Below are 25,139 nucleotides of genomic sequence, written 5' to 3'. Positions count from 1 at the left end.
CAGAAGGGGCCGGTCACCCCCGTGACCGGCCCCTTCCGCACGCCTGGCTACTGGACGCTGAAGCCCTGCTCCTGGCCGTACTTGAGCGAGGCGTCCTGCCAGCTCTTCAGCCCGCCGAGCAGCGTGGTGGAGCCGTCCACGTACGCCTTGCCGACGGTGTCGTTGAAGACGCTGTTGGCGTAGACCTGGAAGGGCAGGTAGGACCAGCCGGCGGCGACCTGCGCGGCCGAGGCCGCCAGCACCTCGTTGACCTTCTGGCCGCCGAAGTACGGGAACTCCTTGCCGGTGAAGGCCGGGGCGTTGAGCTGCGCGGTGGTGGCCGGGAAGGCGCCGGCGTCCACGCGGGTCTGCACGCCCTCCTCCACCGTGGCGTACTTCACGAACGCGTAGGCGAGCTTCTTGTTCGCCGAGGCCTCGGGGACGGCCAGCGAGCTGCCGCCGTTCTCCGCGCTGGCCTTGCCGCCTGCCTCCCACTGCGGCATCGGCGCCACCCGCCACTTGCCCGCGCCGGCCTTGACGCCCGACTCCAGGTTGGCCGGCATCCAGGCGCCGATCACCAGCGTCGCGATCGTGCCGTCACCCAGGCCCTTGTACCACTCGTCGCTCCAGGAGCTGATCGGCGCGACCAGCTTGCCGCTGACGAGCTGCTGCCAGGCGGCGGCGAACTTCTGCGTGCCCGGGTCGGCCGCGAAGTCGATGCCGACCTTCGTGCCGTCCACCTTGTACGGCTTGCCGCCCGCCTGCCAGATCATGCTGGTGGTGAAGCCGGCGTCGCCGGTGTCGTTGGTGATGTAGGCCTTGGGGTCGGCCTCGTGCAGCTTCTTGGCGGCGGCCAGGTACTCCTCCCAGGTCGCCGGCACGGCGATCCCGTGCTTGTCGAAGACCTCCTTGTTGTAGAAGAGCGCCATCGGCCCGGAGTCCATGGGCAGGCCGTGGACGCCCTGGGCGGAGCGCACCGCGTTCCACGGGCCCGGGGTGAAGGTGCCGTCGAGCTGGCCGGCGCCGAACGCGCTCAGGTCGGTCACGCCCTTGGCCAGCGCGAACTGCGGCAACGCGTAGTACTCGAGCTGCGCCACGTCCGGGACGCCGGAACCGGCCTTGACCGCGTTCTGCAGCGCCGTGTACTGGTCGTTGCCGGTGCCGGCGTTGACCAGCTCGACCTGGACCTTCGGGTACTTGGCCTGGAAACCGGCGGCCACCTGCTTGAGCGTGGGCTCCCAGGCCCACACCTTGATCGTGCCACCGGCCTCCAGCGCCGCCTTGAGGTCGGTGTCGGAGGCCGCGGCGGGACTCGGCGTCGCGGTGTCGCCCGAGCCACAGGCCGCGGCGGCCAGGCAGAGCGCCAGCGCCGCGCCCGCCAGGCTGCGACGGGACATCGTCATGGGACTTCCCTTTCGTGGGTGTACCTGTGGAGGGATGAGCGGTCGGGCCGGACGCGGGTCACTCCTTCACGCTTCCGGCGGCCAGGCCCGACTGCCAGTACCGCTGGAGCAGCAGGAACGCCACGATCAGCGGGATGATGGTGAGCAGTGATCCGGTGATGACGAGGTGGAAGATCGCCTCACCGCCCGCGGTGGCGGCCTGGGCGTTCCAGCTGTTGAGCCCGAGCGTCAGCGGGTACCACGCGGGATCCTTGAGCATGATCAGCGGCAGGAAGTAGTTGTTCCACGTCGTGACCACGGAGAACAGCAGCACCGTGACGATCCCGGGGGCCAGCAGCGGCAGGCTGATCCGGAAGAAGGTGCGGAACTCCCCCGCCCCGTCCACCCGCGCCGACTCCAGCACCTCGCCCGGTACGGCTTCCGCCGCGTAGGTCCACATCAGGTAGAGCCCGAACGGCGTGATCAGCGAGGGGACGATGATCGCCCAGGGGGTGTCGGTAAGCCCCAGGTTGGAGAACATCAGGAACGTCGGCACCGCCAGCGCGGTCCCGGGCACGGCGACCGCGCCGATGACGACGGCGAAGACCGCCTTCTTCCCGGGGAAGTCGAACTTGGCCAGGCCGTACCCCGCCACGGTGGCCAACAGCGTCGCGCCGCCCGCGCCGACCACGACGTAGAGCACGGTGTTGAGCAGCCAGCGGGTGAAGATGCCGCCGTCGTAGGTCAGCGTGGTGGCGATGTTGTCGAACAGGGCGAAGTCGTCGGCGAACCACAGGCCGAAGGAGCCGAGCAGGCCCTCCTGCGTCTTGGTGGCGTTGATCAGCAGCCAGGCCAGCGGGAGCAGCGTGTAGACGAGCATGAGGCCGGTCAGCACGGTCAGCACGACGCTGCGCCGGCCGCCCCTGGCCCGGCGGCGGACGACCAGAGGCTTGGCGGTTCTGGTGGTGGCCATGGTCAGGCTCCCTTCCGCGCGCCGCGCAACTGGACGACGTAGGCGATGACCATGGTGATCAGCCCCATGACGATGGCGACGGTGGCGGAGTAGTCGAACTGCTGGCCGGCGAAGGACAGCGAGTAGGCGTACAGGTTCGGCGTGAAGGAGGTGGTGATCGCGTTCGGCGCGAGGCTCTTGAGGATGCTGGGCTCGTTGAAGAGCTGGAAGCTGCCGATGACGGAGAAGATCGTGGCGATCATCAGGGCGCCGCGCAGGGCCGGGAGCTTGATCGCCCAGATGATCCGCACCTGGCCCGCGCCGTCGATCGCCGCCGCCTCGTACAGCGAGGGGTTCACGACGCGCAGCGCGGAGTAGAGGATCAGCATGTTGTAGCCGGTGAACTCCCAGGTCACGATGTTGCCGATGGAGGCCAGGATCCACTCGGGGGCGAGCGGCTCGGGCAGCGACAGGCCGAGGGCCTCGTTCAGGTTGCCGACCAGGCCGAAGCGCGTGCCGTACATGAAGCCCCACATCAGCGCCGCGACCACGGCGGGGACGGCGTAGGGCAGGAAGACGGCGATGCGGAAGAAGCTCGCGCCGTACAGCCGGCCGCTGTCGATGGCCAGCGCCAGCAGCAGGGCCAGGAACAGCATGATCGGCACCTGCACGACCAGGAAGAGCGCCACCCGGCCGAAGGCGCCCCAGAACAGCGGGTCGGTGAGCGCCTTCGCGTAGTTGTCGAGGCCGACGAAGGACGTGCCGCCGATGAGCCGGGTGCGGTAGAGGCTGAGGTGGATCGAGTAGGCGATCGGGGCCAGGAACACCAGCGCGAAGACGGCCATGAAGGGGCCGACGAATCGCCAGCCCGTCCATGACCGCGCTCTCCAGCCGCTCGTCGCCATCGTCTCGCTCCCTCTCGAACCGGATCGTGCGATGTTTACGTAAACATTGTCGTGGACCCTGGGCTCGCGGATGGCCGTCGGGAGTCGTCCGAGATCATCGGAGCAGAAATGTTTACGTAAACTTCTGCGGTATGGTGGCAGTCTGTCACACGGATCGTCAAGGTCGGTGAACGAGAGGACAACATGGCGGCGGAGCAGTCCGGCGGTCTGCCCAAGGGCGGTGCGCAGCGGGGCGGGTCGGGCATCCCCGGTGGCCGGCGCAAGCAGCGGGTCTCCATGGCCGACGTCGCCAAGCTGGCGGGCGTCTCCTCCCAAACCGTCTCCCGGGTGGCCAACGGGCACCCCAACGTCATCGAAGCCACCCGCGAACACGTGCTGCGCGCCATGCGCGAACTGGGCTACCGGCCCAACAGCGCCGCCCGCGCCCTGCGCTACGGGCAGTTCAACACCATCGGCGTGATCCTCTTCAACCTGGCCTCCACCGGCAACAGCCGGACCGTCGAGGCCATCGCCACCCACGCCGCCGCCGAGGGCTACGCGATCACCCTCATCCCCGTCGACATCCCCACCCAGGACAACGTCCTGGGCGCCTTCACCCGCATGGGCGAACTCGCGGTGGACGCCGTCATCGTCATCCTGGAGATCCACCTGCTCGACGCCGGTACGGTCACCCTGCCGCCGGGCGTGCACGTCGTGGTGGTCGACTCCGACGCCGGCGACCGCTACAGCGTCGTCGACACCGACCAGGCCGACGGCGCGCGGCGGGCCGTCCACCACCTGCTCGACCTGGGTCACCGTACGGTCTGGCACGTCACCGGGCCGGAGACCTCCTACGCCAGCCAGCGCCGGACCGAAGCCTGGCGCACCGCCCTGGAGCAGGCGGGCCGGCCCGTGCCGCCACCCCTGCACGGCGACTGGTCGCCCGACTCCGGCTACGCCGCGGGCCTGCTGCTGGCCGAGGAACCCGACTGCACCGCCGTCTTCGCGGCCAACGACCACATGGCCCTCGGGCTGCTGCGCGCCTTCCACGAGCGCGGGCGCCCGGTGCCGGGACAGATCAGCGTCGTCGGGTTCGACGACATCCCCGACGCCGCGCACTTCGCGCCCCCGCTCACCACCGTCCACCAGGACTTCACCGAGGTCGGCCGGCGGTGCGTGGAGCGGGTGCTGCAGCAGATCAGCCTGGGCCTGCCCGGCGAACCCGGCACCGACCTCGTGCCCACCCGGTTGATCACCCGCGCCAGCACCGCCCCACCGGCTCGCTAGGGTGATCCGCACCTCGGGCTGGCGGCCTGTCTGAGCGGCCTGGATCGGGGCCGGGTGGGGCGCAGGGTGGCCGCCGGGCTCATCCTGATCGCCGTCCTTGGACCCATGACGCCCTGGTACCTGGCATCACCGGAAGAGTGCGGCGGCCCTGTGCCGCTCCTCAGCGCCGAGTGGTTCGCCACCGTGGCGAGGGCCTGGGGCACCGACCAGGTCTTCCGGCTGAGCGCCGCCGCGCTCGTGCTGTGCGTCACCTGGCGTCCCGAGCTGGGGCTGACCTGGCGACGGATCACGGCCCTGCTCGCCGACTACCTCGTTGTCAGCGTGGCGCTGGACGCGATGTGGTCGCTGGCGGACCCCGACGGGCGCACCTTGCACGAACGGCTGTCCGGGACCGAGGTCAGGGCTCGACGAGCCGGATGATCTCGCGGGGCCGTACCTCCCGGTCGTCGTAGGCCACGTCCAGGCCGGTGGCCTCGCCCACGGAGGCGAAGGAGGCGGCGAAGGCCGCGTCCGACTCCCAGCGGACGATGGACACGACCGCGTCGTCGGTCAGCCAGCACTCGGCCGACAGGCACCCGGGCCGGGCCCGGAAGAACGCGGCGACATCCTGGACCCGGGCGACGAACGCGTCACGGTGGTCGGGGTGCGGGTAGTGGTGGGCGATCATCCCGACTTTCATGCGGCACTCCTCTGCCAGCCGCGTCCGATGAGCCGGACGAGGGCGGGGTCGACGATCAGGTGGCGGAAGGGCCGGATGGCGGCCATGTAGGCCCGCCCGAAGGCCCCGTTGGGCTTGACCAGCACGGCCATCTGGCCTCGGTGGCCGCCTTCGGGGGTGGGCACCCAGCCGATGTGCATGACGGTGTGCACGGTGCGGTTGGCCAGTTCGGCCGCCCATTCGGTGCCGGTCAGGAACACCGAGGTCAGCGGCACCGCGGCCAGGTCGGGGCCGGGCGAGCTCAGCAGGTCGGCGGGCAGCCGGGCGCGCAGGCTCTCGACGCGGGCGCCGACGCGGGTCTCGGGGGCGTCCCAGCCGAACCACCGGCCGAGCTTCCAGCGCAGGGCGAAGAGCGCCCGGGCGGCGCCGGTGAAGTCGCCCGGCCCGCCGGCCATCTGGCGGACGAGGCGGTCGAGATCGCCGGGGCCGCCGGGGGTGGGCAGCGCCCAGACGTCCTCCAGCCGGAAGTCGGGGACGAGGGCGTGGATGCGCCAGGGCTGCGCCGTGTGGGCGGTGTCCGGCAGACGTCCTGTGTTGGTCAACATAGAATATGATTGGTAGCACAGAGGAGGTGGCGTGACAACACGACGAGAGCAGACCAGCCAGGAGAGCCGGGAGCTGATCCTCGCCGCGGCGGCCGAGCTGTTCGCGGAGAAGGGCTACCGGCAGACGACCTTCATCGACGTCGCCGCCCGCTCCGGCATCAGCCGCGGCTCCATCCCGTGGCACTTCGGCAGCAAGGAGGGCCTGCTGCTGGCCGTACTGGAGCGCTCGATGGAGCGGGTACGCGCCACCCTGGCCCAGGCTCCGCCCGAGGCGTTCGAGGTGGGGATCGAGGCGCTGCTGGCCACACCGACCACCAAGCTGTTCGTGACGCTCCTGGTCGAGGCGCTGGAGCCCGACTCCCCCATCCGCGAGCGCTACGCCGAGATCCACGCCGCGCTGCGCGAGCACTGCCGGCGCTGGCTGGAGACCCGGGCGCTGCCGCCCGAGGTGCCGGTGGACGCGCTGGCCGTCGCGGTGATCGGCGCGGGGATCGGCATCCACCAGCAGTGGCTGCTCGCTCCCGAGCAGGTCGACTTCGGCCAGGCCCTGGGCGCGCTCCGGTTCCTGGTCGAGGGCGCCGCGCCGGCCGAGCAGACCAGAGCCGGGAAAACCAGGTGACAAGCTCCGTGGAACGTGGTGAGGTCCCGCCATGACGCGAACCCCCTTCCTCCTCGGCGGCGACCTGCCCGTCTCCCGTCTCGGCTTCGGCACCATGCGCCTGACCGGCCCCGGCATCTGGGGCGAGCCGGCCGACCACGCCGGCGCGCTGCGAGTGCTCCGGCGGGCGGTCGAGCTCGGCGTGACGCTGATCGACACCGCCGACTCCTACGGCCCGCACGTCGCCGAGTCGCTGGTGGCCGAGGCCCTGCACCCCTATCCCGAGGGCCTGGTGATCTCCACCAAGGGCGGCCTCACCCGGCAGGGCCCCGACCGGTGGCAGGCGGTCGGCCGTCCCGAGTACCTGCGGCAGTGCGTGGAGATGAGCCTGCGCCGCCTCAAGCTCGACCGGATCGACCTCTACCACCTGCACCGCATCGACCCCGGCGTGCCGCTGGAGGACCAGATCGGCGAGCTCGACGCGCTCCGCGCCGAAGGCAAGATCCGGCACATCGGGCTGTCGGAGGTGACCGCGACCGAGATCGCCGCCGTGCAGAAGCTGGCCCCGGTGGCGAGCGTCCAGAACATCCTCAACCTCACCCGCCAGCGCTACCTGGACACCGTCGCGTACTGCGAGCGGGAGGGCATCGCCTTCGTCCCGTTCTTCCCGCTGGGCCGGGGCGAGCTCACCGCGCCCGGCGGGGAACTCGCCCAGCTCGCCGCCGCCCACGACGCCACGCCGGCCCAGCTCGCCCTCGCCTGGCTGCTGCACCTGTCGCCGGCCGTCGTCCCGATCCCCGGCACCACCTCCGTCGCGCACCTGGAGGACAACCTCGGCGCGCTCGACGTCAAGCTCACCCCCGAGCAGGTCACGGCCCTGTCGGCGCGCTGGTCGGACAGCTAGGTCGCGGGGAGCGGCGGTCCGGCGTCCGGCCCGGCGCTGGACCGCGCTCCGGTCTGGTCGCCGGACGGGCGGTAGCGGATGCGCCAGAGCGGGGCCAGCACCAGGAGCGTCACCACGAGCCAGCCGTCCAGGTCGAGGCCGAAGAGCCCGACGGCGAGCGGCAGCAGAGCGGTCGGTACGGCATAGCCCCAGGTCCAGCGCCGCCCGGCGCCGTTGGCTGTGCCGAGGGCGGCCGAGGCGGCGAGGTTGAGGCTGAGGCCGGCGCACATCAGCCAGGCGACCGCCGGAGGCAGCGCGGTGTCCGGGTTCTCGGCGGTGACGCCGAGCCCGGCGGCCAGGGCGACGATGCCGGCGGTCATGAAGAAGTGCGCGGTGAGCGCGACGCTGGGCCGCAGGGCCGCGCCGCCCAGGCGTTGCGGGGCGGCGCTCACGCCGTACTGGAAGGTGAGCCACCACAGGGAGACCACCAGCGCGAAGCCGGCCACGGCGACCAGCCCGAGCTCCAGGTCCCAGGCCACCTTGGCCGCGCCGATGACGACCTGCATGACCGCCTCGCCCAGGACGATGATGGTGAACAGGCCGAGCCGCTCGCCGAGGTGCTCGGGGTCGAGGACGCCGCGGGTGGCGAGGGGGTCGCGGCCCTTGTGCCGGGCCTGCTTCTTCCTGACCCTGGCCATGATCCGCTCGGGGTCGCGGCTGCGGCGGACGGAGACCAGAATGTCGAGCACGATGCCGACGAACCAGAGCTGGTAGGTGACCGGCGCGTCGAACCAGATCGACAGGATCCACGGCCCGAGCGCCAGGCCGCGGCTGAGCTGGGCGGTAGGCCAGGAGGTCATGACCGTGCCGGCCTTGCGGAAGGTGCCGGCGGCGGTGAAGCGGCAGATCACGTACGCCACGGCGAAGGCGAAGTCGCGGGTGTCCTGCACCTCGGGCAGCCGGTTGCCGACGCCGGGCACGGCGGCGGCCATGACCGCGATGCCGAACATGCCGATCAGGATCGACCGGGTGCGGGTCCGGGTGGCGGCGACGTTGGCGTAGAGCGTGTAGGAGATCCAGACGCTCCAGATGGCGTAGAAGAGCGTCAGGGTGACCGTGGCCCCGGCCCAGGAGGGGTCGTGCAGGCGGTGCGCGAGCTGCACCACGGCGGCCACGACGACCAGGTCGAAGAAGAGTTCCAGCCAGCTCGCGTGCCTCTCCCCCGATGCGGTCACTCACTGAGCGTAATCAGTCCGGCTGGCCGTGGTCGAGCAGGCGGGCGGCTTCGAGGGCGAGGGCGACGTCGACCAGGTCGCCGGGGCGGCTCAGCGAGCGTCCGGTGAGCTGCTCGATGCGGCGCATCCGGTTGATGATCGTGTTGCGGTGGCAGAACAGCCGGCCGGCGGCGCGGGCGGCGGAGCCGTCGCAGGCCAGCCAGGTCTCCAGGGTGGTCAGGAGGGTGTCACGGTCGGCCGGTTCCAGGGCGAGCAGCGGGCGGAGCACGCCTTCGACCAGGTGCCGGGAGATGTCCGGCTGGCTGATGACCAGGACGGCCGGCACCCGCTGGTCCAGCCGGGCGATCTCGGGGCCGCGGTCGGCGCAGGTGCGCAGCGCCAGGCAGGCCAGCTCGTAGGCCAGGCCCAGCTCGGCGAGGCCGCCGGCGACCGGGCTGACCCCGGCGACGCCGCCGACGATCACGCTGAGTTCGCGGCACAGGTCGTCCAGCGTGGCCTGGCCGAGCACCGCGACGGCGACCTCGTGCCCGGCGCGCATCCGCCACAGCAGCCGGATCGCGCCGAGCTCGACCGGCCGCCGCCCGTCGAGGCCGGAGCCGCGGCGCGGGAAGCGCACCGCCACGACCGCGTAGTTCCCGCGTTCGGGCAGGTCGAACGCGGCGGCGACGGAGCGCACGACGGCCGGCTCCGCGGCGCCGTTGAGCAGGGCGTCGAGCAGCGCGCCGACCCGTTCCTCGCTGCGTTCGAGCAGCTCGCGCTCGCGGCGGCGGTAGGTGTCGCCGGCGACCAGGGCCTGCCGGTCGATGGCGTGCCAGACGTGGCTCGCCGCGCGCACCAGGATGCCGAGGCGTTCTGGGCACTCGCGTTCGGTGTACTCGGTGATCGCCGACCAGATGACCTGCCCGGCCAGCCGGTACAGCCGCAGCAGCGAGTCGAGCGGCAGTCCCTGCTCGGCCCGGCGGCGGGCCATCTGCGCGGTGAAGGTCAGGTCGCGGCGCTCGCCGGGCGGCTGCAGGATGGCCGTGATGCCCAGGCGGATGCCTTCGAGCGTGCTGTCCCAGTGCTCGTCGTAGGGCACGTGGGCGCAGTAGGTCTCGTCACCGCCTCGCACCCGGTCGACCAGCTCGTCGGTCAGCTCGGGCAGGCGTCCGAGCAGGGCCCGGGCGGCGGCGCGCAACGTCTGGCGGACGTCGTCGTCCACGGCTGTGGGGGGACGCATTCTCCCGAGACTGCCATCCGCGCCAATCCCAGAACAAGGTTCTGTAGCGATTCGTGATCTGACGTTGTGCAGGTGCACAGCGAGGGCCGCGGCCCGGTGGGCAGCGCGCCTGACTTCCCTGCCGCGTCTGGACGACCGTGCCGGGCGGGGATTGGGTGACCTGCATGGCGGCATGGGAGGAATTCGAATGGCCGAGCTGACGGTCGGCGGCCTCGTCGTGGACTACGGTCCCGTCCGGGCGTTGGACGGGGTCTCGCTGCGGGTGCCGTCCGGCTCGATCGTGGCCCTGCTGGGTGCCAACGGCGCGGGCAAGACGACCCTGTTGCGCGCGATCTCGGGAACGCTCCGTTTCCACCGCGGCCGGGTCTCCCGCGGCGAGATCGCCCTGGACGGCGTCCGGCTGGACGGCACGGCCGCGGCGGCGGTGGTACGGCGGGGCGTCACCCAGGTGCCCGAGGGCCGGCGCGTCTTCGCCCGCATGACGGTGGAGGAGAACCTGCGGGCCGGCGGCCTCGGCACCCCGCGCGGTGCGGCCGGCCGGGCGCGGGACCGGGTGCACGAGCTCTTCCCCGTGCTGGCCGAACGCGCCCGCCAGCACGCCGGGTTGTTGTCCGGCGGCGAGCAGCAGATGCTCGCGATCGGCCGGGCGCTGATGGCCGAGCCGTCGGTGTTGCTGCTGGACGAGCCGACGCTGGGGCTGGCGCCGCAGATGGTCTCGCGGATCGCCGAGACGATCCGGACCATCAACGCGACCGGCACCTCGGTGCTGCTCGTCGAGCAGAACGTCGCCATGGCGCTCGCGCTGGCCTCGCACGCCTACGTGCTGGAGGTCGGGGCGGTGGCGCTGTCCGGCGAGTCGGCGGAACTGGCGGCCAGCGACGAGGTCCGGCGCCGCTACCTGGGCGTCACGGACACCGGACCCGCCTTGAGCGAGCGTCCGGGGCTGGCCCGGTGGTCGGCGTGATCCCCGAGTTCGAGCCCGCCCTGCTGCGCGCGCACTCCACATACCAACCGGACGGTACGGATGCGCTGGAGGTCAGGGACGTGACCGTGCGCTTCGCCGGGGTCACCGCGCTTGACGGCGTCAGCTTCACCGTCGCCCCCGGCACCGTGCACGCCGTCATCGGCCCCAACGGCGCAGGCAAGTCCACCTGCTTCAACGTGCTCTCCGGCGTCTACCGGGCCAGCGAGGGCAGCGTTCGCCTCGGCCCGGCCGAGCTGACCGCGCTGCGCCCGCACGAGATCGCCGGGCTCGGCGTGGCCAGGACCTTCCAGAACATCGCCCTCTCCCCGCACCTGCCGGTGCGCGACAACATCCTGCTCGGCCGGCACCGGCTGACCCGCTCCGGCTTCCTGGCGGCGGGGCTTCGCCTGCCGTACGCCAGGAAGGAGGAGCGGATCCACGCCGCCCGGGTGGCGGAGATCGCGGAGTTCGTCGGGCTGGCCCCGTGGCTGGCCACGCCGGTCGGGCTCCTGCCGTACGGCGTGCAGAAGCGTGTCGAGCTGGCCAGGGCGCTGGCGATGGAGCCCCGGCTGCTCCTCCTGGACGAGCCGGTCGCCGGGATGAACAGCGGCGAGCGGGTGGAGATGGCCGAGCTGATCCTGGCCGTGCGCCGCAGCCTCGGCATCTCGATCGTCCTGGTCGAGCACGACATGGGCATGGTCATGCGGCTGGCCGACCGGGTGACGGTCCTGGACTTCGGGCGGCGCATCGCCGACGGCACACCCGCCGAGGTGCAGAGCGACCCCAAGGTCATCAACGCCTATCTGGGGGAATCGTGACGACGTTCCTGGAACTGCTGGTCAACGGGATCTCCATCGGGGCCGTCTACGCGCTGATCGCGCTCGGCTTCGTGGTGATCTTCAAGGCGACCGAGGTGGTCAACTTCGCGCACGCCTCGCTGCTGCTGGCCGGCGGCTACGTGGTGGCGCGACTGCATCCCTACGTCGGCTTCTGGGCGGCGCTGGCGCTCGGCATCGCGGCGGCGGCGGTGATCGGCGCGGCGGTGGAGTTCCTGGTCATCCGCCGCTCGAAGGCGGCCAACCACAGCGTGCTGGCGATCGTGACGATCGGCGTGGACATCGTGCTCACCACCGAGCTGACCCGGCAGATCGGCACCGAGGTGCTGGCGATGGGCGACCCGTGGGAGTCGCGGGTGGTGCAGATCGGCGGCATCACCATCGCCGAGACCCGGATCGTCGCGCTGGTGACCGCCACCGCGCTGATCGCCGCCTTCCTGCTGGCCTTCAAGTACACCGGCTGGGGCGTGGCGATGCGGGCCACCGCCGAGGACCCGGAGACCGCGGCGCTGATGGGCGTGCGGCTGGGCCGGGTCTCGCTCAGCGCCTGGGCGGTCGCCGGGGCGCTGGCCGCGGTCGCCGCGCTCTTCCTGTGCGTCTTCCCGACGCCCGGGCTCGACCGCAGTTCCTCGCTCGCCGCGCTGAAGGCCTTCCCCGCCGCCATCCTCGGCGGCCTCGACTCCACCACGGGAGCCCTGGTCGGGGGCCTGGTCGTGGGCATCACGGAGGCGCTCATGACCGGCTACCAGAACGACCTGTCCTTCCTCGGCCGGGGCATCGGCGACGTGGCGCCCTTCCTGATCATGATCGCCATCCTGCTCTGGCGGCCCGCCGGGCTCTTCGGGACCAAGGAGCTCGCCCGTGTCTAAGTGGATCATCCGCCTGGCGGTGCTGGCGGCCTTCGTGGCCGTCCCGTTCTACCTCGAAGGCTTCTGGCTGCAGACCGGGCTGTTCGCCATGTCCGCCGCGGTCGGCGCGATCGGCATCAACCTGCTGACCGGCGCCACCGGCCAGCTCTCGATGGGCCACGCCTTCTTCCTGGCGGTCGGCGCGTACGCCTACGTCGCCTTCTCCGCCGACCTCGGCCTGCCCACCCCGCTGGCCGCCGTGCTCGCCGTCCTGCTCACCGGGGCGGCCGGCGGCCTGTTCAGCCCGATCGCCGGCCGGTTGAAGGGCGCCTACCTCGGCATCGCCACCCTGGCGCTCATCTTCGGCGGGCAGCACCTGCTCTTCAACGCCGAGCCGGTCACCGGCGGCTTCAACGGCCGGGCCGTCCCGCCGATGGAGCTGTTCGGCCTGACCTTCGCCGACGCCCCCGCGCTCGTCGTGCTGGACGTGCCCTTCGGGGTGCTGGAGCGGCTGTGGTTCCTGGGCGGCGCGCTGCTGCTCGGCGCGGCGCTGTTCGCCCGGGGCGTGCTGCGCGGCCGGCCCGGCCGGGCCATGAACACCATCCGCGACCACGAGCTGGCCGCCGGTGTGATGGGCGTCCCGGTCACCCGCTACCGGGCCGGCGTGTTCGTCCTGTCCTCCATGTACGGCGGAGCCGCCGGCGTGCTGCTCGCGCTGGTCTTCCAGCGCACGGTGCCCGACTACTTCGGCATCCTGCTCTCCCTCGACTACCTCGCCATGATCGTCATCGGCGGCCTGGGCTCGGTCGGCGGCGCGGTGATCGGCGCCGTCTTCGTCTCGCTCCTGCCGCAGCTGCTCACCCGCTACAGCGACGCCATCCCCCTGGTCGCCGCGCCCGGCTCGGGCGGCCTGTCCCCCGCCGAGGCGGCGCGCATCCTCTACGGCGCTGCGGTCGTGGCGGTCGTGCTGTTCCTGCCGGGCGGCCTGCTCGGCCTGTTCCGCTCCCTGCGTCCGAAGTTGCCCCGCGTCGTGTCCCGCATCCCTGAAACGAGGAGCTCTCATGCCGGTTAACCGCACAGCAGTCGCCGCCGCGGTGGCGGTGCTCGCCCTGGCCGCCTCGGCCTGCGCCAGCGAGAAGGCCACCGGGGGCGCCTCGGCGCAGCCGTCGGCCGCCGCGGGCGGGGACGGCGTCAAGACCGGTCCCGGCGTCACCGCCGACACGGTCACGCTGAGCCTGCTCACCGACCTGACCGGCCCGTACGCCTCCCTCGGCAAGAGCCTCACCCAGGCGCAGCAGCTCTACTTCGAGCAGCTCAACCAGGCCGGCGGGGTCTGCGGACGCAAGATCGAGACGGTCGTGCGCGACCACGGCTACGACGCGCAGAAGGCGATGGCCTCCTACGCCGAGGTCGCGCCGAAGACCGCGGCGATCCCGCAGTTCATCGGCTCCCCGATGGTCACCGCGCTCAAGGACAAGATCACCACGGACAAGATCCTCACCATCCCGATGGCCTGGGCGACCGGCCTGCTGGGCAGCGAGGCGATCCAGGTGACCGGCACGACCTACGACGTGGACATGGTCAACGCGGTCGACTTCCTGATGGCCGAGAAGGGCATCAAGTCCGGCGACACCATCGGCCACCTCTACTTCGAGGGCGACTACGGCCAGAGCGCGCTCGACGGCTCCAAGTACGCCAGCGAGAAGCAGGGCCTGACCCTGGTCGAGCAGAAGATCAAGGCCACCGACCAGGACATGACCGCCCAGGTCGCCGCGTTCAAGAAGGCCGGGGTCAAGGCCGTGCTGGTCTCGGTCGGGCCGCGGCAGACCGCCTCCCTGGTCGGCGTCGCGCTGGCCGGCGGCATGGACGTGCCCTTCGTCGGCAGCAACTCCGCCTACAGCCCGCAGCTCCTGCAGACCCCGGCCGCCCCCGCGCTGCTCAAGGACTTCTACTACGTCACCGCGGGCGCCCCGATCAGCGCGCCGCTGCCGGTCTACCAGAAGCTGATCACCGACTACCAGGCCAAGTACGCCGGCCAGCCGCTCGACAGCGGCGTCGCCGCGGGCTGGACCGCGGCCATGATCGTCGGGGACGCGCTGAAGAAGGCGTGCGAGGCGAAGGACCTCAGCCGCGAGGGCATCCTGGCCGCCCACCGCTCGCAGAAGGCCTGGGAGGGCGGCCTGGGCGGCACCCCGATGGACTTCAGCGTCTACGACAAGCCCGCCTCCCGCGCCTCCTACGTCGTCAAGCCGGACAAGGACGCGGTCGGCGGCGCGACGATCTTCAAGGAAGCCGCCGAGTCGGACCTGGCCAAGGGGTATGCGGTGCCCGCGGCCGGCTGACGGTGGACGCCTTACTGGAGATCGGCCGGCTGAGCATGCGCTTCGGCGGCGTCAGCGCGCTGTCGGAGATCGACCTCGTGGTTCGCGAGGGCGAGCTGGTCGGGCTGATCGGACCGAACGGGGCCGGCAAGAGCACCCTGTTCGACTGCCTGACCAGGCGGTGCACCCCGCAGGAGGGCTTCATGCGGCTGGCCGGCCAGGACCTGGCGCGGGTGGCGCCGCACCAGGTCGCGGCCTGCGGGATCGCCCGGACGTTCCAGACCACGGTCGTCTTTCCCGGCCTGTCGGTGCGCGAGAACGTGCTGGCCGGGGCACACCGGCACGGGCGGGCCGGCTTCTGGGCCGCGGCGGCTGGGCGGGCCGGGGCGGAGGAACGGCGGCTGCGGCAGGACGCCGACGAGCTGCTGGAGCGGTTCGGGCTGGCCGGGTACGCCGACCATCCGGCGGCCGGCCTGCCGTACGGGATCGGCAAGCGGCTGGAGATCGCCCGCGCGCTGGCGGCGCGGCCCAGGCTGCTGCTCCTGGACGAGCCGGCCGGCGGCCTGGCGCCCGGCGAGGTGCCGGCCTTCGCCCAGCTCATCGCGCGGCTCCACCACGAGCGCGGCATCACGATCGTGCTGGTCGAGCATCATTTGGAGTTCGTGCTGGCGTTGTGCCGCCGGATGGTCTGCTTCGAGCTCGGCCGCAAGATCGCCGACGGTCCGGCTCAGGTCGTGCGGCGCGATCCCGCGGTCGTCGCCGCGTGCCTGGGAACCGTCCAGTGAGCGGGCTGCGAGTGCGCGGGCTGCGCGCGGGCTACGGCGCGGCCCAGGTGGTGCACGGCATCGACCTGGAGGCCGGGCCCGGCGAGGTCGCGGTGCTGCTCGGGCCGAACGGCGCGGGCAAGACGACGGTGTTGCGCGCGCTGTCCGGGCTGGTCCGGGCCCGCGGCAGCGTGAGCATGGACGGCGTCCCGCTGCTCGGGCGCTCCCCGGACGAGATCGCCCGGCTCGGCGTGGCCCACGTGACCCAGGAGGACGGCACCTTCGCCCCGCTCACCGTGGAGGAGAACCTGCGCGTCGCGGCCCGGGCCAGGCCACGGCCCAGACGCGGGGTGAGCGAGGACGTGGCCCGGGTCTTCAGCCACTTCCCGGTGCTCCAGGCGCACGTCACCCAGCCCGCCGGCACCCTCAGCGGCGGCGAGCAACGCCTGCTCGCGCTCGGCCGGGCGCTGATGGCCCGGCCCAGGCTGCTGCTCCTGGACGAGCCCACCCGCGCGCTGGCCCCGGCCGCCGGGGCCCGGCTCTTCCGCACCCTCCACTCGATCAACCGGCACGAGGGAACCACGATGATCATCGTCGAGCACAGCGTGGCCGCGGTGCTGGAGGTGGCCCACCGGATGTACGCGATGGAATCGGGCCGCATCACCGGCCTGCGCACCCGGCAGAGGTGGTGAGCCGTGCTTCAGCAGATCCTCCAGGGGCTCGGTGCGGGCGCCGGCTACGCCGCCCTGGCGCTGGCCCTGGTGCTCAGCTACCGGTTCACCGGGATCGTCAACTTCGCCCAGGGCGAGCTGGCCATGCTGGCCACCTATGTCGCCTGGCAGTTCATCGAGGACGGCCTGCCGTACTGGGTGGCGTTGCCCGTGACCGTGGCCATCGCCTTCCTCGCCGGGGCGGTGACCGAGCGGCTGGTGATCCGCCGGGTGAGCGGCGAGTTCGGGCTCGTGGTGACCACGATCGGGCTGTACGTGCTGGTCAACGCGCTGGCCTCGCTGGTGTGGAGCTCCACGCTGCGGGTCTTTCCCGGGCCGTTCCCTGACGCGCCGCCGGGGCTGGCCGCGCTCGGCGCGGCGGGACTGGCCGGGCTGGTGCTCGGGGCGCTCGTCCTGGTGCTGCGGCACACCGGGCTGGGACTGGTGATCCGGGCGGTGGCCGCCGACCAGCGCTCGGCCCGGCTGTCCGGGATCCGGGTGGGCTGGGTGCTGGCGATCGGCTGGGGCACGGCGGCCTCGGTGGGCGCGCTGGCCGGGGTGCTGCTGGCTCCGGCGCTCTTCCTGGAGCCGGGGATGATGACCGGGGTACTGGTCTACGCCTTCGCCGCGGCGGTGCTGGGCGGGTTCGGGAGCGCGCGGGGGGCGATCCTCGGCGGGCTGGTCGTCGGGGTGACCGAGACGCTCGCCGGGACGTACGTGGGCTTCGTGGGGGCGGACCTGAAGATCGCGGTGCCGCTCGTGGTGATCGTGGCCGTGCTGGTGCTCCGGCCCCAGGGCCTGTTCGGCGCCCCGCTCGTGGAGCGGGCGTGAACGCGGTCGCCGCCGGGCGGCGGCGGGTGGCGGTCGGGCAGGTCGCGGGCGACCGGCGGCAGGTGTGGCCGTGGCGGCGGACCGCGCTGGCGGCGGTGCTGCTGCTCGCGGCGGCCCTGCCCTTCGTGCTCCCGCCCTACCGGCTCTTCCAGGTGACGCTCGTCCTCGTCTACGCGGTCGCGCTGCTCGGCCTCGACCTGGTCGCCGGGCACGGCGGCCAGATCTCCCTCGGGCACGGCGCCTTCTTCGGTGTAGGCGCCTACACCGCGGCGGTGCTGATCTCGCGGGTCGGCCTGCCGTACCCGCTGACCCTGCCGGTGGCGGCGCTGCTGGCCTTCGGGCTGGGACTGGCGGCGGCCCGGCCGGCGCTGCGCTTGCGCGGCCTGTACCTGGCGATGATCAGCTTCACCGTCGCGGTGGTGGTGCCGCCGCTGCTCAAACGGCTGTCCGGGCTCACCGGCGGCGCGATGGGACTGCCGGTGCCCACCCCGGACGACGACCAGGTGCTCTACTTCCTGGTGCTGGCGGTGACGGTCGCGGCCTTCGCCGGCGTGCGCAACCTGACCCGCTCGCGCGCCGGGCGGGCGCTGCTGGCCGTCAAGGCCCACCCGGCCGCGGCCGAGGTCCTGGGCATGCGGCCGGCCACCTACCAGGCGCACGCCTTCGCGTGGAGCGCGATGTACGCCGGGGTGGCCGGCGCGCTCTACACCTGGACGGTCGGGTTCGTGGCGCCCGACTCCTTCGGGCTGGCGCTGTCGATCACCATGCTCGCCGGCGCGGTGATCGGCGGGCTGGGCAGCCTGGCCGGGCCGCTGATCGGAGCCGTCGTGGTGCTGGCGCTCACCTCCGAGGTCAACCCGGCCGCGCCGGGGCTGGTGTCGGGCGCGCTGCTCATCGTGGTGATCTGCCTGGCCCCGACCGGGCTGAGCGGGCTGCTGCGCCGGGCGGCCGGGTCGTTGCTCAGGAGGCGGTCGTGAAGCGCGTCGTGCTGATCCCGGTCCTGCTGCTGGTCCTGGTGCTGGCCGGGTGCCGGCTCGGCGGGGACGGCGAGGTCGTCCTGGGCGGGGCCTGCGCCGGCCAGGTCGCCACCGGAATCACCCCGGACTCGGTCAAGGTCGGCGGCATCTACCCGCTCTCCGGCCCGGCCTCCGCCTACGCCGTGGTCGCGCAGGGCGTGCGCGCCCACTTCGAGCACGTCAACGCGCAGGGCGGCGTCGACGGCCGGCGGATCGAGTTCGTGGTGCGCGACGACGCCTACCAGCCCGCCCGCGCGCTGGAGCAGGCCCGCCGGCTGGTGCTGCACGACCGGGTCTTCGCGCTGTTCCAGACGCTCGGCACGCCGTCCACCGCGGCCGTGCGCGAGTTCGCCGGGCGGCGCGGCGTGCCACAGGTCTTCGTCGCCACCGGCGCCACCCAGTGGGGCGCGGACGGCGAGCACCCGTGGACGATCGGCTTCCAGCCCAGTTACACCGCCGAGGCCCGCGTCTACGCCCGCCACCTCGCCCGGGAACGACCCGGCGCGCGGGTGGCCGTGCTCTACCAGAACGACGACTTCGGCCGAGACCTGCTGGAGGCCTTCCGGGCCGCGGTGCGCGGCACCGAGGTGTCCATCGTGGCCACCCGCGCTTACGAGGTGACCGACCCGAACGTGCAGGGCCAGCTCGCCAACCTCGCCGCCTCCGGCGCCGACGTGCTGCTCAACGTGAGCACGCCCAAGTTCGCCGCCCAGGCGCTGGCCGCCGACGCGGCCATGACCGACTGGAACCCGCTGCACATCGTCAACGGCGTCGCCGCCTCCCCGGCCGTGCTCAAGGCCGTGGGGGTGGCCAAGGTGCAGGGCGTGGTGACGGCCGGCTTCCAGAAGGACCCCGGCGCGCCCGAGTGGGCCGACGACCCCGGCGTGCGCACCTACCTGGCCGCCATGGCCAGGCACGTGCCCGAGGCCGACCCGCGCAGCCAGCAGGTCGTCTTCGGCTGGGCCGCGGCCCAGGCCTTCGTCCGGGTGCTCGAGCGCATGCCCTGCCCGTCCCGCGAGGGCGTACGGCAGGCGATGCGCAGCCTGACCGAGGTGGAGATCGACATGCTGCTGCCGGGCATCACCCTGTCCACCGGCCCCGGCGACGGCTTCCCGATCGAGGCCATGCGGCTGGCGCGCTTCGAGGGCGAGCGGTGGGTCCCCTTCGGCAAGGTCATCGACACCCGGTCCTGACACTCCCGCCTGTGGACCGGGTGTGGATCTCTGGTCTACCGTCGGGCGGTGAACGTGACCGAGGCGGGACTCACCCTCATCGACCCGAGCGCCTACGCCGACGAGGCGCGCTACCACGCCGCCTGCACCCTGCTGCGCCGCGAGTCGCCGGTGCACCGGGTGGACGGGCCTGGCTACCGCCCGTTCTGGGCGGTGACCAAGCACGCCGACGTGCTGGAGATCGAGCGCCAGCATGAGCTGTTCCTCAACGCGCCCCGGCCGCTGCTCAGCCCCGCCGAGGCCGAGGACCGGGTGGCCGCCTCCGGCCTGGCCCTGCGCACGCTGGTGCACATCGACGACCCCGACCACCGGGTCTTCCGCGCGATCGGCGCCGACTGGTTCAAGCCGGCCGCGATGCGCCGCATGCAGGAGCGCATCGACGTACTGGCCAAGCGGTACGTCGACCGCATGCTGGAGTTCGGGGGCTCGTGCGACTTCGCCACCGACATCGCCGCGCACTACCCGCTGTACGTGATCCTGTCGCTGCTCGGCCTGCCGGAGAGCGACTTCCCGCGGATGCTCCAGCTCACCCAGGAGCTGTTCGGCGGCCAGGACGCCGAACGCCGCCGCGGCGAGACCGTCGACGACCAGATCACCGTGCTGCTCGACTTCTTCGCCTACTTCCAGGAGCTGACCGCCGCCCGCCGGGCCGTCCCCACCGACGACCTGGCCTCGGCCATCGCCAACGGCGGCCTCAACGACTTCGACACCGCCTCCTACTACGTGATCATCGCCACCGCCGGCCACGACACCACCAGCTCGGTCATCGCCGGCGGCCTGCACGCGCTGATCGAGAACCCCGCCGAGCTCGCCCGGCTGCGCGCCGAGCCCGCCCTGATGGCGAGCGCGGTGGACGAGATGATCCGCTGGGTGACCCCGGTCAAGGAGTTCATGCGCACCGCGACCCGCGACTACACCCTGCGCGACACCAAGATCAGCGAGGGCGACTCCCTGCTGCTGGCCTACCCCTCGGCCAACCGCGACGAGGAGGTCTTCACCGACCCGTTCCGCTTCGACGTCGGCCGCTCGCCCAACCGGCACCTGGCCTTCGGGTTCGGCGCGCACTACTGCCTGGGCGCGGCGCTGGCCCGGATGGAGGCCAAGGCGTTGTTCACCGAACTGCTGCCCCGGCTGCGATCGGTCGAGCTCGCGGGCGAGCCGAGCTGGATCGAGACCCTGTTCGTCGGCGGCCTGAAGCGCCTGCCGATCTCCTACCGGCTGACGTGAGCGCCTGATACGTTCGTGACAGGTGTGCCGGGAAGTCTGGTCGGCGAGACGTTTCGCCGACCCCGGAGGCTCCCATGCGTGCCCGTGACCTCGTCGCCCCCTTCCCCGCCGTCTCCCTCGACACGCCGGTGCTCGAGGCCGCCCGGCTGCTGGCCGACCAGGACCTGCCCGGCCTGATCGTGGTCGACGAGCACGGCCGGCCCTCCAGCATCCTGCCCGGCACCCAGGTGCTGCGCCTGGCCGTGCCCGGCTACTGCATGGACGACCCGGCGCTGGCCAGAGTCGTGGACGAGGCGCACGCCGACCGCTTCCTCGACGCGCTGGCCGACCGGAAGGTACGGGCGGCGCTGCCACCGGAGCCTAGAGAGTTGCCCATCACCGGCCCGCAGGCCACGGCGCTGGAACTGGCCGCGCTGATGGCCCGCACGCACAGCCCGCTGGTGGCGATCGTCGAGGACGGCCGGCTGCTCGGCGCGGTGACGCTGCAGGCGCTGCTGGACCGGCTGGTGGCTTCGTGACGCTCACCGCCTGGCTGGCGGTGGCGGTCTTCCTGGGCGCCTACGCGCTCATCGCCACCGAGAAGATCCACCGGGTCGCGGCGGCGCTGGGCGGCGCCGGGATCATGCTGCTGATCAGCGCGACCGGCGCGGGCCCGGCGTTCTTCAGCGAAGAGACCGGCATCGACTGGAACGTCGTCTTCCTGCTGCTCGGCATGATGATCATCGTCGGGGTGCTGAAGCAGACCGGCATCTTCGAGTACCTGGCCATCTGGGCGGCCAAACGGGCCAGGGGCCGGCCCTTCCGGCTGATGGTGCTGCTGGTGGTCATCACCGCGAGCGCCTCGGCCCTGCTCGACAACGTCACCACCGTGCTGCTCATCGCCCCGGTGACCTTCCTGGTCTGCGAGCGGCTGGCGCTGCCGGTGGCGCCCTACCTGATCGCCGAGGCGATGGCCTCCAACATCGGCGGCACCGCGACGCTGGTCGGCGACCCGCCGAACATCATCATCGCCAGCCGGGGCGGGCTGACCTTCAACGACTTCCTGATCCACCTGGCGCCGATCGTCATCGTGCTCATGGTGGTCTTCATCGGGCTGTGCCGGTGGCTGTTCCGCGACGCCTTCCGCTACGACCCGGCCCGCGCGGCCGAGATCATGCTGCTCAACGAGCGCGAGGCCATCCAGGACCGCCGCCTGCTGTGGCAGTCGCTGGCCGTGCTCGCCGTGGTCATGGTCGCCTTCGTGCTGCACCTCTACGAGCCCTCGGTGGTCGCCCTGCTCGGCGCCGGAGTGCTGGTCGCGGCCACGAAGGTCACCACCGAGGAGGCGTTGGCCGAGGTCGAGTGGCCCACGCTGACCTTCTTCGCCGGGCTCTTCGTCATGGTCGGCGCGCTGGTCGAGACCGGCGTCATCGGGCTGATCTCCGAGGCGGCCGTGTCCGCGACGCAGGGGCAGCTCACGCTGACCACGCTCGGGCTGCTGGGCTTCTCCGGCGGGGTGTCGGCGATCGTGGACAACATCCCCTACGTGGCGACAATGAGCCCGATCGTCGCCGAGCTGGTGCAGGCCAACGGCGGCGACACCGTGTTGTGGTGGGCGCTGGCGCTCGGCGCCGACCTGGGCGGCAACGCCACGGCGGTGGGGGCGGCGGCCAACGTGGTCGTGCTGGGCATCGCGGCGCGCAACGGGGCGCCGATCAGCTTCTGGCAGTTCACCCGCTACGGGCTGGTCGTCACCGGGGTCACGCTCGCCCTGTGCGTGCCGTACCTGTGGATCCGGTATCTCCTGTGAGGCGGGACAGCGAGCCGCGCAGCCGGCCGTAGCGCTTGAGCAGGCGGTCGGCCGGGACGCGCAGGGCCGAGTGGGCCAGGACGGTGTTGCGTGCCGTACGGACCGGGGCGCTGCCCAGCCAGTGCAGGGCGGCGGCGGGGGTACGGCGGGCCAGCCGGCCCTCGGCGACGACGAGCTCGCCGGTCTTCAGCTTGTCCTTGTACTCCTTGGCCCCGCGCCCGAGGTCGATCACCTGGATGCCGTGCGCGGCGGCCTCGCGGGCCATGGCCAGGTGGTGCACCAGGCCCGGCGAGTAGCGGGAGAAGGCCGGGTCGTAGGCCGGGAACCAGCCGGCCAGCACGTTCTCGCTGCGCAGCCCGAAGTGCCCGACCACCGGCACGCCGGCGACGTAGACCAGGTCGAGGACGCCGGCGAACCCCGGCGTCTGGGTGGCCAGCAGGTCCTCCACCAGCGCCACGATCCACGGCTTGGCGAAGCGGTCGGAGCGGCCGGTGCGCCGGTACTGCTCGCTCTTCCAGCGCAGCAGCACCCGGAGCTGCTCGACGTCGGTGATGCCGTAGCGGTGCGTGACCTCGCCGAAGTCGCGGCCGAGCTTGCGCTGCTTGGCCAGCGTGCTGCGGTAGGTCTTGCCCGACTCGCGGCTGACCTCGGCGGCGTAGGCCTCGTAACCGGCCCGCAGATCCATGATCGGCGAGGCGTGCCGGCTGGTGTGCGCATCGGCGAACTGGCCGGCGACCAGGTGGTCGAACTCCCACACGCTCAGCCCGGCGCCCTTGAGCAGCAGCCGGGGGTCGGGGGTGAAGCCGGGCGCCAGGACCGCGCCCTGGGCGTCGGTGAGGCCCGCGCCCACCGGCTTGCCCACGCCGCGCGGATGCCGCTCGAAGGGCAGGAAGCCGGCGAGCTGCCCGGCGTCCTCGATCACGGCCACCCGCACGTCGTCGCGGTGCCGCCCGACGGCCAGGGTGAACTCGGGGCAGAGGAAGGGGCTGACCAGCTCGTCCCCGGCCCGCTGCAGCGTCCGCCAGACCTCCAGCTCGGAGCCGCTCAGCTCCTCGGGACGCGCCACGCGGATCTTCATGGGACCAGTTATACGGAGGTCGCATGAAGGTTCCCTGAGAGGAAGATTACGAATCTTGCAGCAGATCCTTTTAGCGGCAAATGTCGTGGTAGAGGGCGTATAAGGTGTGCGCATGATTCGCAGGCGACGATGGACCCTGCTCCTGCTGGGGCTGGTCATCCTCGCGGTGCTCGGCTACGCGGCCGCCGCCCTGTCCCTCGCGGGCAAGATCCCGCCCGGCACCCGGGTCGCGGGCATCGACCTCGGCGGCCTCTCCCCGGACGCGGCGCACGCCAAACTCACCCGCGAGTACGCCGCCCAGGCCGCCGTCCCGCTCACCCTCGAAGCCAACAACGAGGAGGTACGGCTCGCCCCCGACGAGCTGGGCCTGACCCTCGACACGGTCGCCACCCTGGAGAAGGCACAGGAGGGCGCGCTCACCCCGGCGGGCCTGTGGACCTCGCTCTTCGGCCGCCGCGACCTGCATCCCGTGATCAAGGTGGACGAGGGCCGGCTGGCCAGCGCCCTGACCGAGCTGGGCGAGCAGACCGACCGCAAGCCGGTCGAGGCCCGCATCGGCTACGAGGGCCTGAAGCCGGTGGTGCGGGAGTCGCGCACCGGCCAGGGCATCGACCGCGAGCAGTCCGCCCAGGCCATCCAGAAGGCCTACCGCGAGGACCTCACCCCCGCCCGGATCGTCCTGCCGGTGGGCGAGCGGCCGCCGGCGGTGACCACCGAGGAGGCCCAGCAGGTCGCCGAGTCCACCGCCAAGCAGGCGGTCGAGGGGCCGCTGACGCTCACCGGCAGCGAGGACAAGCAGGCCACGCTCACCCCCGAGCAGGTCGCCGAGCGCCTGACCTTCGTCAACGACGGACAGGGCGCGCTACGGCCGAACTTCGACGCCTCCGGCCTGGCCGGCGAGCTGGTCGGCGGCGAACCCAAGGACGCCACCTTCAAGATCGTCAAGGGCAAGCCGCGCGTGGTGCCCTCCAAGCCCGGCAAGCAGGTGGACGGCAAGGCCCTCGGCACGGCCATCGCCGACGCCCTGGCCGGCGGCACCCGCACGGTCGCGGTGCCCACCCGCGACAAGCAGCCCCGCCTGACCACCGAGAAGGCCGAGACGCTGGGCATCAAGGAGAAGGTCAGCAGCTTCACCACGAACTACCCCTGCTGCGCCCCGCGCGTCACCAACATCCACCGCATCTCGGAGATCGTCGACGGCCACGTCGTGCTGCCCGGCGAGACCTTCTCGCTCAACGGCCTGGTCGGCAAGCGCGACACCGCCCGCGGCTTCGTCGAGGCGCCGATGATCCTCAACGGCCGCTTCGTCAACGACGTCGGCGGCGGGGTCTCCCAGTTCGCGACCACGATGTTCAACGCGGTCTTCTTCGGTGGCTTCCAGGACGTGCAGCACACGCCGCACCAGTTCTACATCTCCCGCTACCCGGCCGGCCGCGAGTCCACGGTCTCCTTCCCGCAGCCGGACTTCCGCTGGAAGAACGACTCCGAGCACGGCGTGCTGATCAAGGCGTCCTACACCTCGACCTCGGTGACCGTGCAGTTCTGGAGCACCAAGCGCTTCGACATCGAGTCGCGCACCTCCGGCCCCTACGACGTGAAGCCCTTCCCCACGCTGCAGGAGTCGGGACCCGACTGCATCTCCATGCCGGGCGCGCAGGGCTTCGCGATCGACGTGTGGCGCACCTTCAAGAAGGACGGCAAGAAGATCAAGGAGCAGCGCTTCCACACCGTCTACCAGCCGGAGCCCAAGCTCACCTGCACCGGCGGATAGCCGCTTCCTTGACGCTCGGGTGACCGAATCCTGAGCCGCCGCCCGAGCGCGCCCACCGGGTGCGCGGTAT

Annotated in this window: 26 protein-coding genes; 18 read left to right on the top strand and 8 right to left on the bottom strand. The window is 72.2% G+C overall.

Annotated features, from left to right (window positions below):
* Positions 1-47 precede the first annotated feature (47 nt).
* From AB0I67_RS27495 to AB0I67_RS27485, 3 genes are read right to left on the bottom strand one after another with little or no spacing between them, the layout of a single operon-like run.
* Positions 48-1,382 carry a sugar ABC transporter substrate-binding protein gene (locus tag AB0I67_RS27495; RefSeq protein WP_357928785.1) on the bottom strand — a complete coding sequence of 445 codons (1,335 nt, stop codon included), beginning with the start codon at positions 1,380-1,382 and terminating at the stop codon, positions 48-50.
* Positions 1,383-1,440: 58 nt separating this feature from the next.
* Complete coding sequence (locus AB0I67_RS27490) at positions 1,441-2,334, bottom strand: carbohydrate ABC transporter permease (RefSeq protein ID WP_357928782.1); 894 nt, start codon at positions 2,332-2,334, stop codon at positions 1,441-1,443.
* Between the two features lie 2 nt (positions 2,335-2,336).
* A complete protein-coding gene (locus tag AB0I67_RS27485; RefSeq protein ID WP_357928779.1) occupies positions 2,337-3,218 on the bottom strand; it encodes a sugar ABC transporter permease in 882 nt (293 codons plus the stop codon).
* 183 nt (positions 3,219-3,401) lie between these two features.
* Between AB0I67_RS27485 and AB0I67_RS27480 the strand changes: the two genes are divergently transcribed.
* Both AB0I67_RS27480 and AB0I67_RS27475 read left to right on the top strand, forming a co-directional pair.
* Positions 3,402-4,484, top strand: coding sequence for a LacI family DNA-binding transcriptional regulator (locus tag AB0I67_RS27480; protein ID WP_357928776.1), 1,083 nt, complete (start codon positions 3,402-3,404; stop codon positions 4,482-4,484).
* Between the two features lie 150 nt (positions 4,485-4,634).
* Positions 4,635-4,904 (top strand): hypothetical protein, encoded by a 270-nt coding sequence (locus AB0I67_RS27475; protein WP_357928773.1) that lies wholly within the window; start codon positions 4,635-4,637, stop codon positions 4,902-4,904.
* Here AB0I67_RS27475 and AB0I67_RS27470 read toward each other — a convergent pair.
* On the bottom strand, positions 4,882-5,163 hold the full coding sequence (locus AB0I67_RS27470) for an antibiotic biosynthesis monooxygenase (protein ID WP_357928771.1): 282 nt from the start codon (positions 5,161-5,163) through the stop codon (positions 4,882-4,884). The genes AB0I67_RS27475 and AB0I67_RS27470 overlap by 23 nt on opposite strands.
* Positions 5,160-5,747 carry a DUF2867 domain-containing protein gene (locus AB0I67_RS27465; protein ID WP_357928768.1) on the bottom strand — a complete coding sequence of 196 codons (588 nt, stop codon included), beginning with the start codon at positions 5,745-5,747 and terminating at the stop codon, positions 5,160-5,162. The genes AB0I67_RS27470 and AB0I67_RS27465 overlap by 4 nt, the downstream gene beginning before the upstream one ends.
* A 31-nt stretch (positions 5,748-5,778) precedes the next feature.
* On the opposite strand from AB0I67_RS27465, the gene AB0I67_RS27460 reads away from it, so the two are divergent.
* Together AB0I67_RS27460 and AB0I67_RS27455 are read left to right on the top strand one after the other, a co-directional pair.
* Positions 5,779-6,366 (top strand): TetR family transcriptional regulator, encoded by a 588-nt coding sequence (locus tag AB0I67_RS27460; RefSeq protein WP_357928765.1) that lies wholly within the window; start codon positions 5,779-5,781, stop codon positions 6,364-6,366.
* Between the two features lie 31 nt (positions 6,367-6,397).
* The gene (locus tag AB0I67_RS27455) at positions 6,398-7,249 is read left to right on the top strand and encodes an aldo/keto reductase (protein ID WP_357928762.1); all 852 of its coding nucleotides are present in this window, start codon (positions 6,398-6,400) and stop codon (positions 7,247-7,249) included.
* Here the strand turns inward: AB0I67_RS27455 and AB0I67_RS27450 are convergent.
* Together AB0I67_RS27450 and AB0I67_RS27445 are read right to left on the bottom strand one after the other, a co-directional pair.
* Positions 7,246-8,463 carry a low temperature requirement protein A gene (locus AB0I67_RS27450; protein ID WP_357928760.1) on the bottom strand — a complete coding sequence of 406 codons (1,218 nt, stop codon included), beginning with the start codon at positions 8,461-8,463 and terminating at the stop codon, positions 7,246-7,248. The genes AB0I67_RS27455 and AB0I67_RS27450 overlap by 4 nt on opposite strands.
* A 13-nt stretch (positions 8,464-8,476) precedes the next feature.
* Positions 8,477-9,682, bottom strand: coding sequence for a helix-turn-helix domain-containing protein (locus tag AB0I67_RS27445; RefSeq protein ID WP_357928757.1), 1,206 nt, complete (start codon positions 9,680-9,682; stop codon positions 8,477-8,479).
* A 187-nt stretch (positions 9,683-9,869) separates the two neighbouring features.
* Here AB0I67_RS27445 and AB0I67_RS27440 point away from each other — a divergent pair, with 187 nt between their 5' ends.
* The 13 genes from AB0I67_RS27440 (at position 9,870) to AB0I67_RS27380 (ending at position 22,220) form a co-directional block, all read left to right on the top strand.
* The gene (locus tag AB0I67_RS27440; protein WP_357928754.1) at positions 9,870-10,646 is read left to right on the top strand and encodes an ABC transporter ATP-binding protein; all 777 of its coding nucleotides are present in this window, start codon (positions 9,870-9,872) and stop codon (positions 10,644-10,646) included.
* Between the two features lie 65 nt (positions 10,647-10,711).
* Positions 10,712-11,464 carry an ABC transporter ATP-binding protein gene (locus AB0I67_RS27435; protein ID WP_357928949.1) on the top strand — a complete coding sequence of 251 codons (753 nt, stop codon included), beginning with the start codon at positions 10,712-10,714 and terminating at the stop codon, positions 11,462-11,464.
* The gene (locus AB0I67_RS27430) at positions 11,461-12,351 is read left to right on the top strand and encodes a branched-chain amino acid ABC transporter permease (protein ID WP_357928751.1); all 891 of its coding nucleotides are present in this window, start codon (positions 11,461-11,463) and stop codon (positions 12,349-12,351) included. Before AB0I67_RS27435 ends, AB0I67_RS27430 begins: the two co-directional genes overlap by 4 nt.
* Positions 12,344-13,402, top strand: coding sequence for a branched-chain amino acid ABC transporter permease (locus AB0I67_RS27425; RefSeq protein ID WP_357928748.1), 1,059 nt, complete (start codon positions 12,344-12,346; stop codon positions 13,400-13,402). The genes AB0I67_RS27430 and AB0I67_RS27425 overlap by 8 nt, the downstream gene beginning before the upstream one ends.
* Positions 13,392-14,672, top strand: coding sequence for an ABC transporter substrate-binding protein (locus tag AB0I67_RS27420; protein WP_357928745.1), 1,281 nt, complete (start codon positions 13,392-13,394; stop codon positions 14,670-14,672). The genes AB0I67_RS27425 and AB0I67_RS27420 overlap by 11 nt, the downstream gene beginning before the upstream one ends.
* 2 nt (positions 14,673-14,674) lie before the next feature.
* Positions 14,675-15,436, top strand: coding sequence for an ATP-binding cassette domain-containing protein (locus tag AB0I67_RS27415; RefSeq protein WP_357928742.1), 762 nt, complete (start codon positions 14,675-14,677; stop codon positions 15,434-15,436).
* Entirely contained in the window at positions 15,433-16,107 is a 675-nt protein-coding gene (locus tag AB0I67_RS27410) for an ATP-binding cassette domain-containing protein (protein WP_357928739.1), read from the top strand. Before AB0I67_RS27415 ends, AB0I67_RS27410 begins: the two co-directional genes overlap by 4 nt.
* 3 nt (positions 16,108-16,110) lie before the next feature.
* Entirely contained in the window at positions 16,111-16,956 is an 846-nt protein-coding gene (locus AB0I67_RS27405) for a branched-chain amino acid ABC transporter permease (protein WP_357928736.1), read from the top strand.
* Positions 16,953-17,933 carry a branched-chain amino acid ABC transporter permease gene (locus AB0I67_RS27400; protein WP_357928733.1) on the top strand — a complete coding sequence of 327 codons (981 nt, stop codon included), beginning with the start codon at positions 16,953-16,955 and terminating at the stop codon, positions 17,931-17,933. The genes AB0I67_RS27405 and AB0I67_RS27400 overlap by 4 nt, the downstream gene beginning before the upstream one ends.
* Entirely contained in the window at positions 17,930-19,165 is a 1,236-nt protein-coding gene (locus AB0I67_RS27395) for an ABC transporter substrate-binding protein (protein ID WP_357928730.1), read from the top strand. The genes AB0I67_RS27400 and AB0I67_RS27395 overlap by 4 nt, the downstream gene beginning before the upstream one ends.
* A 48-nt stretch (positions 19,166-19,213) precedes the next feature.
* Positions 19,214-20,431, top strand: a complete 1,218-nt coding sequence (locus AB0I67_RS27390) for a cytochrome P450 (protein WP_357928727.1) — start codon at positions 19,214-19,216, stop codon at positions 20,429-20,431.
* A gap of 74 nt (positions 20,432-20,505) precedes the next feature.
* Positions 20,506-20,949: a CBS domain-containing protein gene (locus tag AB0I67_RS27385; RefSeq protein ID WP_357928725.1), complete on the top strand. Its 444-nt coding sequence runs from the start codon at positions 20,506-20,508 to the stop codon at positions 20,947-20,949.
* Positions 20,946-22,220, top strand: coding sequence for an ArsB/NhaD family transporter (locus tag AB0I67_RS27380; protein ID WP_357928723.1), 1,275 nt, complete (start codon positions 20,946-20,948; stop codon positions 22,218-22,220). The genes AB0I67_RS27385 and AB0I67_RS27380 overlap by 4 nt, the downstream gene beginning before the upstream one ends.
* Here AB0I67_RS27380 and AB0I67_RS27375 read toward each other — a convergent pair.
* Positions 22,171-23,298, bottom strand: coding sequence for a GNAT family N-acetyltransferase (locus AB0I67_RS27375; RefSeq protein WP_357928721.1), 1,128 nt, complete (start codon positions 23,296-23,298; stop codon positions 22,171-22,173). The two genes, AB0I67_RS27380 and AB0I67_RS27375, sit on opposite strands and share 50 nt — an antisense overlap.
* Before the next feature lie 112 nt (positions 23,299-23,410).
* Here AB0I67_RS27375 and AB0I67_RS27370 point away from each other — a divergent pair, with 112 nt between their 5' ends.
* Complete coding sequence (locus tag AB0I67_RS27370) at positions 23,411-25,069, top strand: VanW family protein (RefSeq protein WP_357928718.1); 1,659 nt, start codon at positions 23,411-23,413, stop codon at positions 25,067-25,069.
* The last annotated feature ends 70 nt before the right edge of the window (positions 25,070-25,139 follow it).

This window comes from Nonomuraea sp. NPDC050310 (assembly GCF_040655795.1).
Taxonomy (GTDB): domain Bacteria; phylum Actinomycetota; class Actinomycetes; order Streptosporangiales; family Streptosporangiaceae; genus Nonomuraea.
This window is presented reverse-complemented; position numbering and strand designations above follow the sequence as displayed.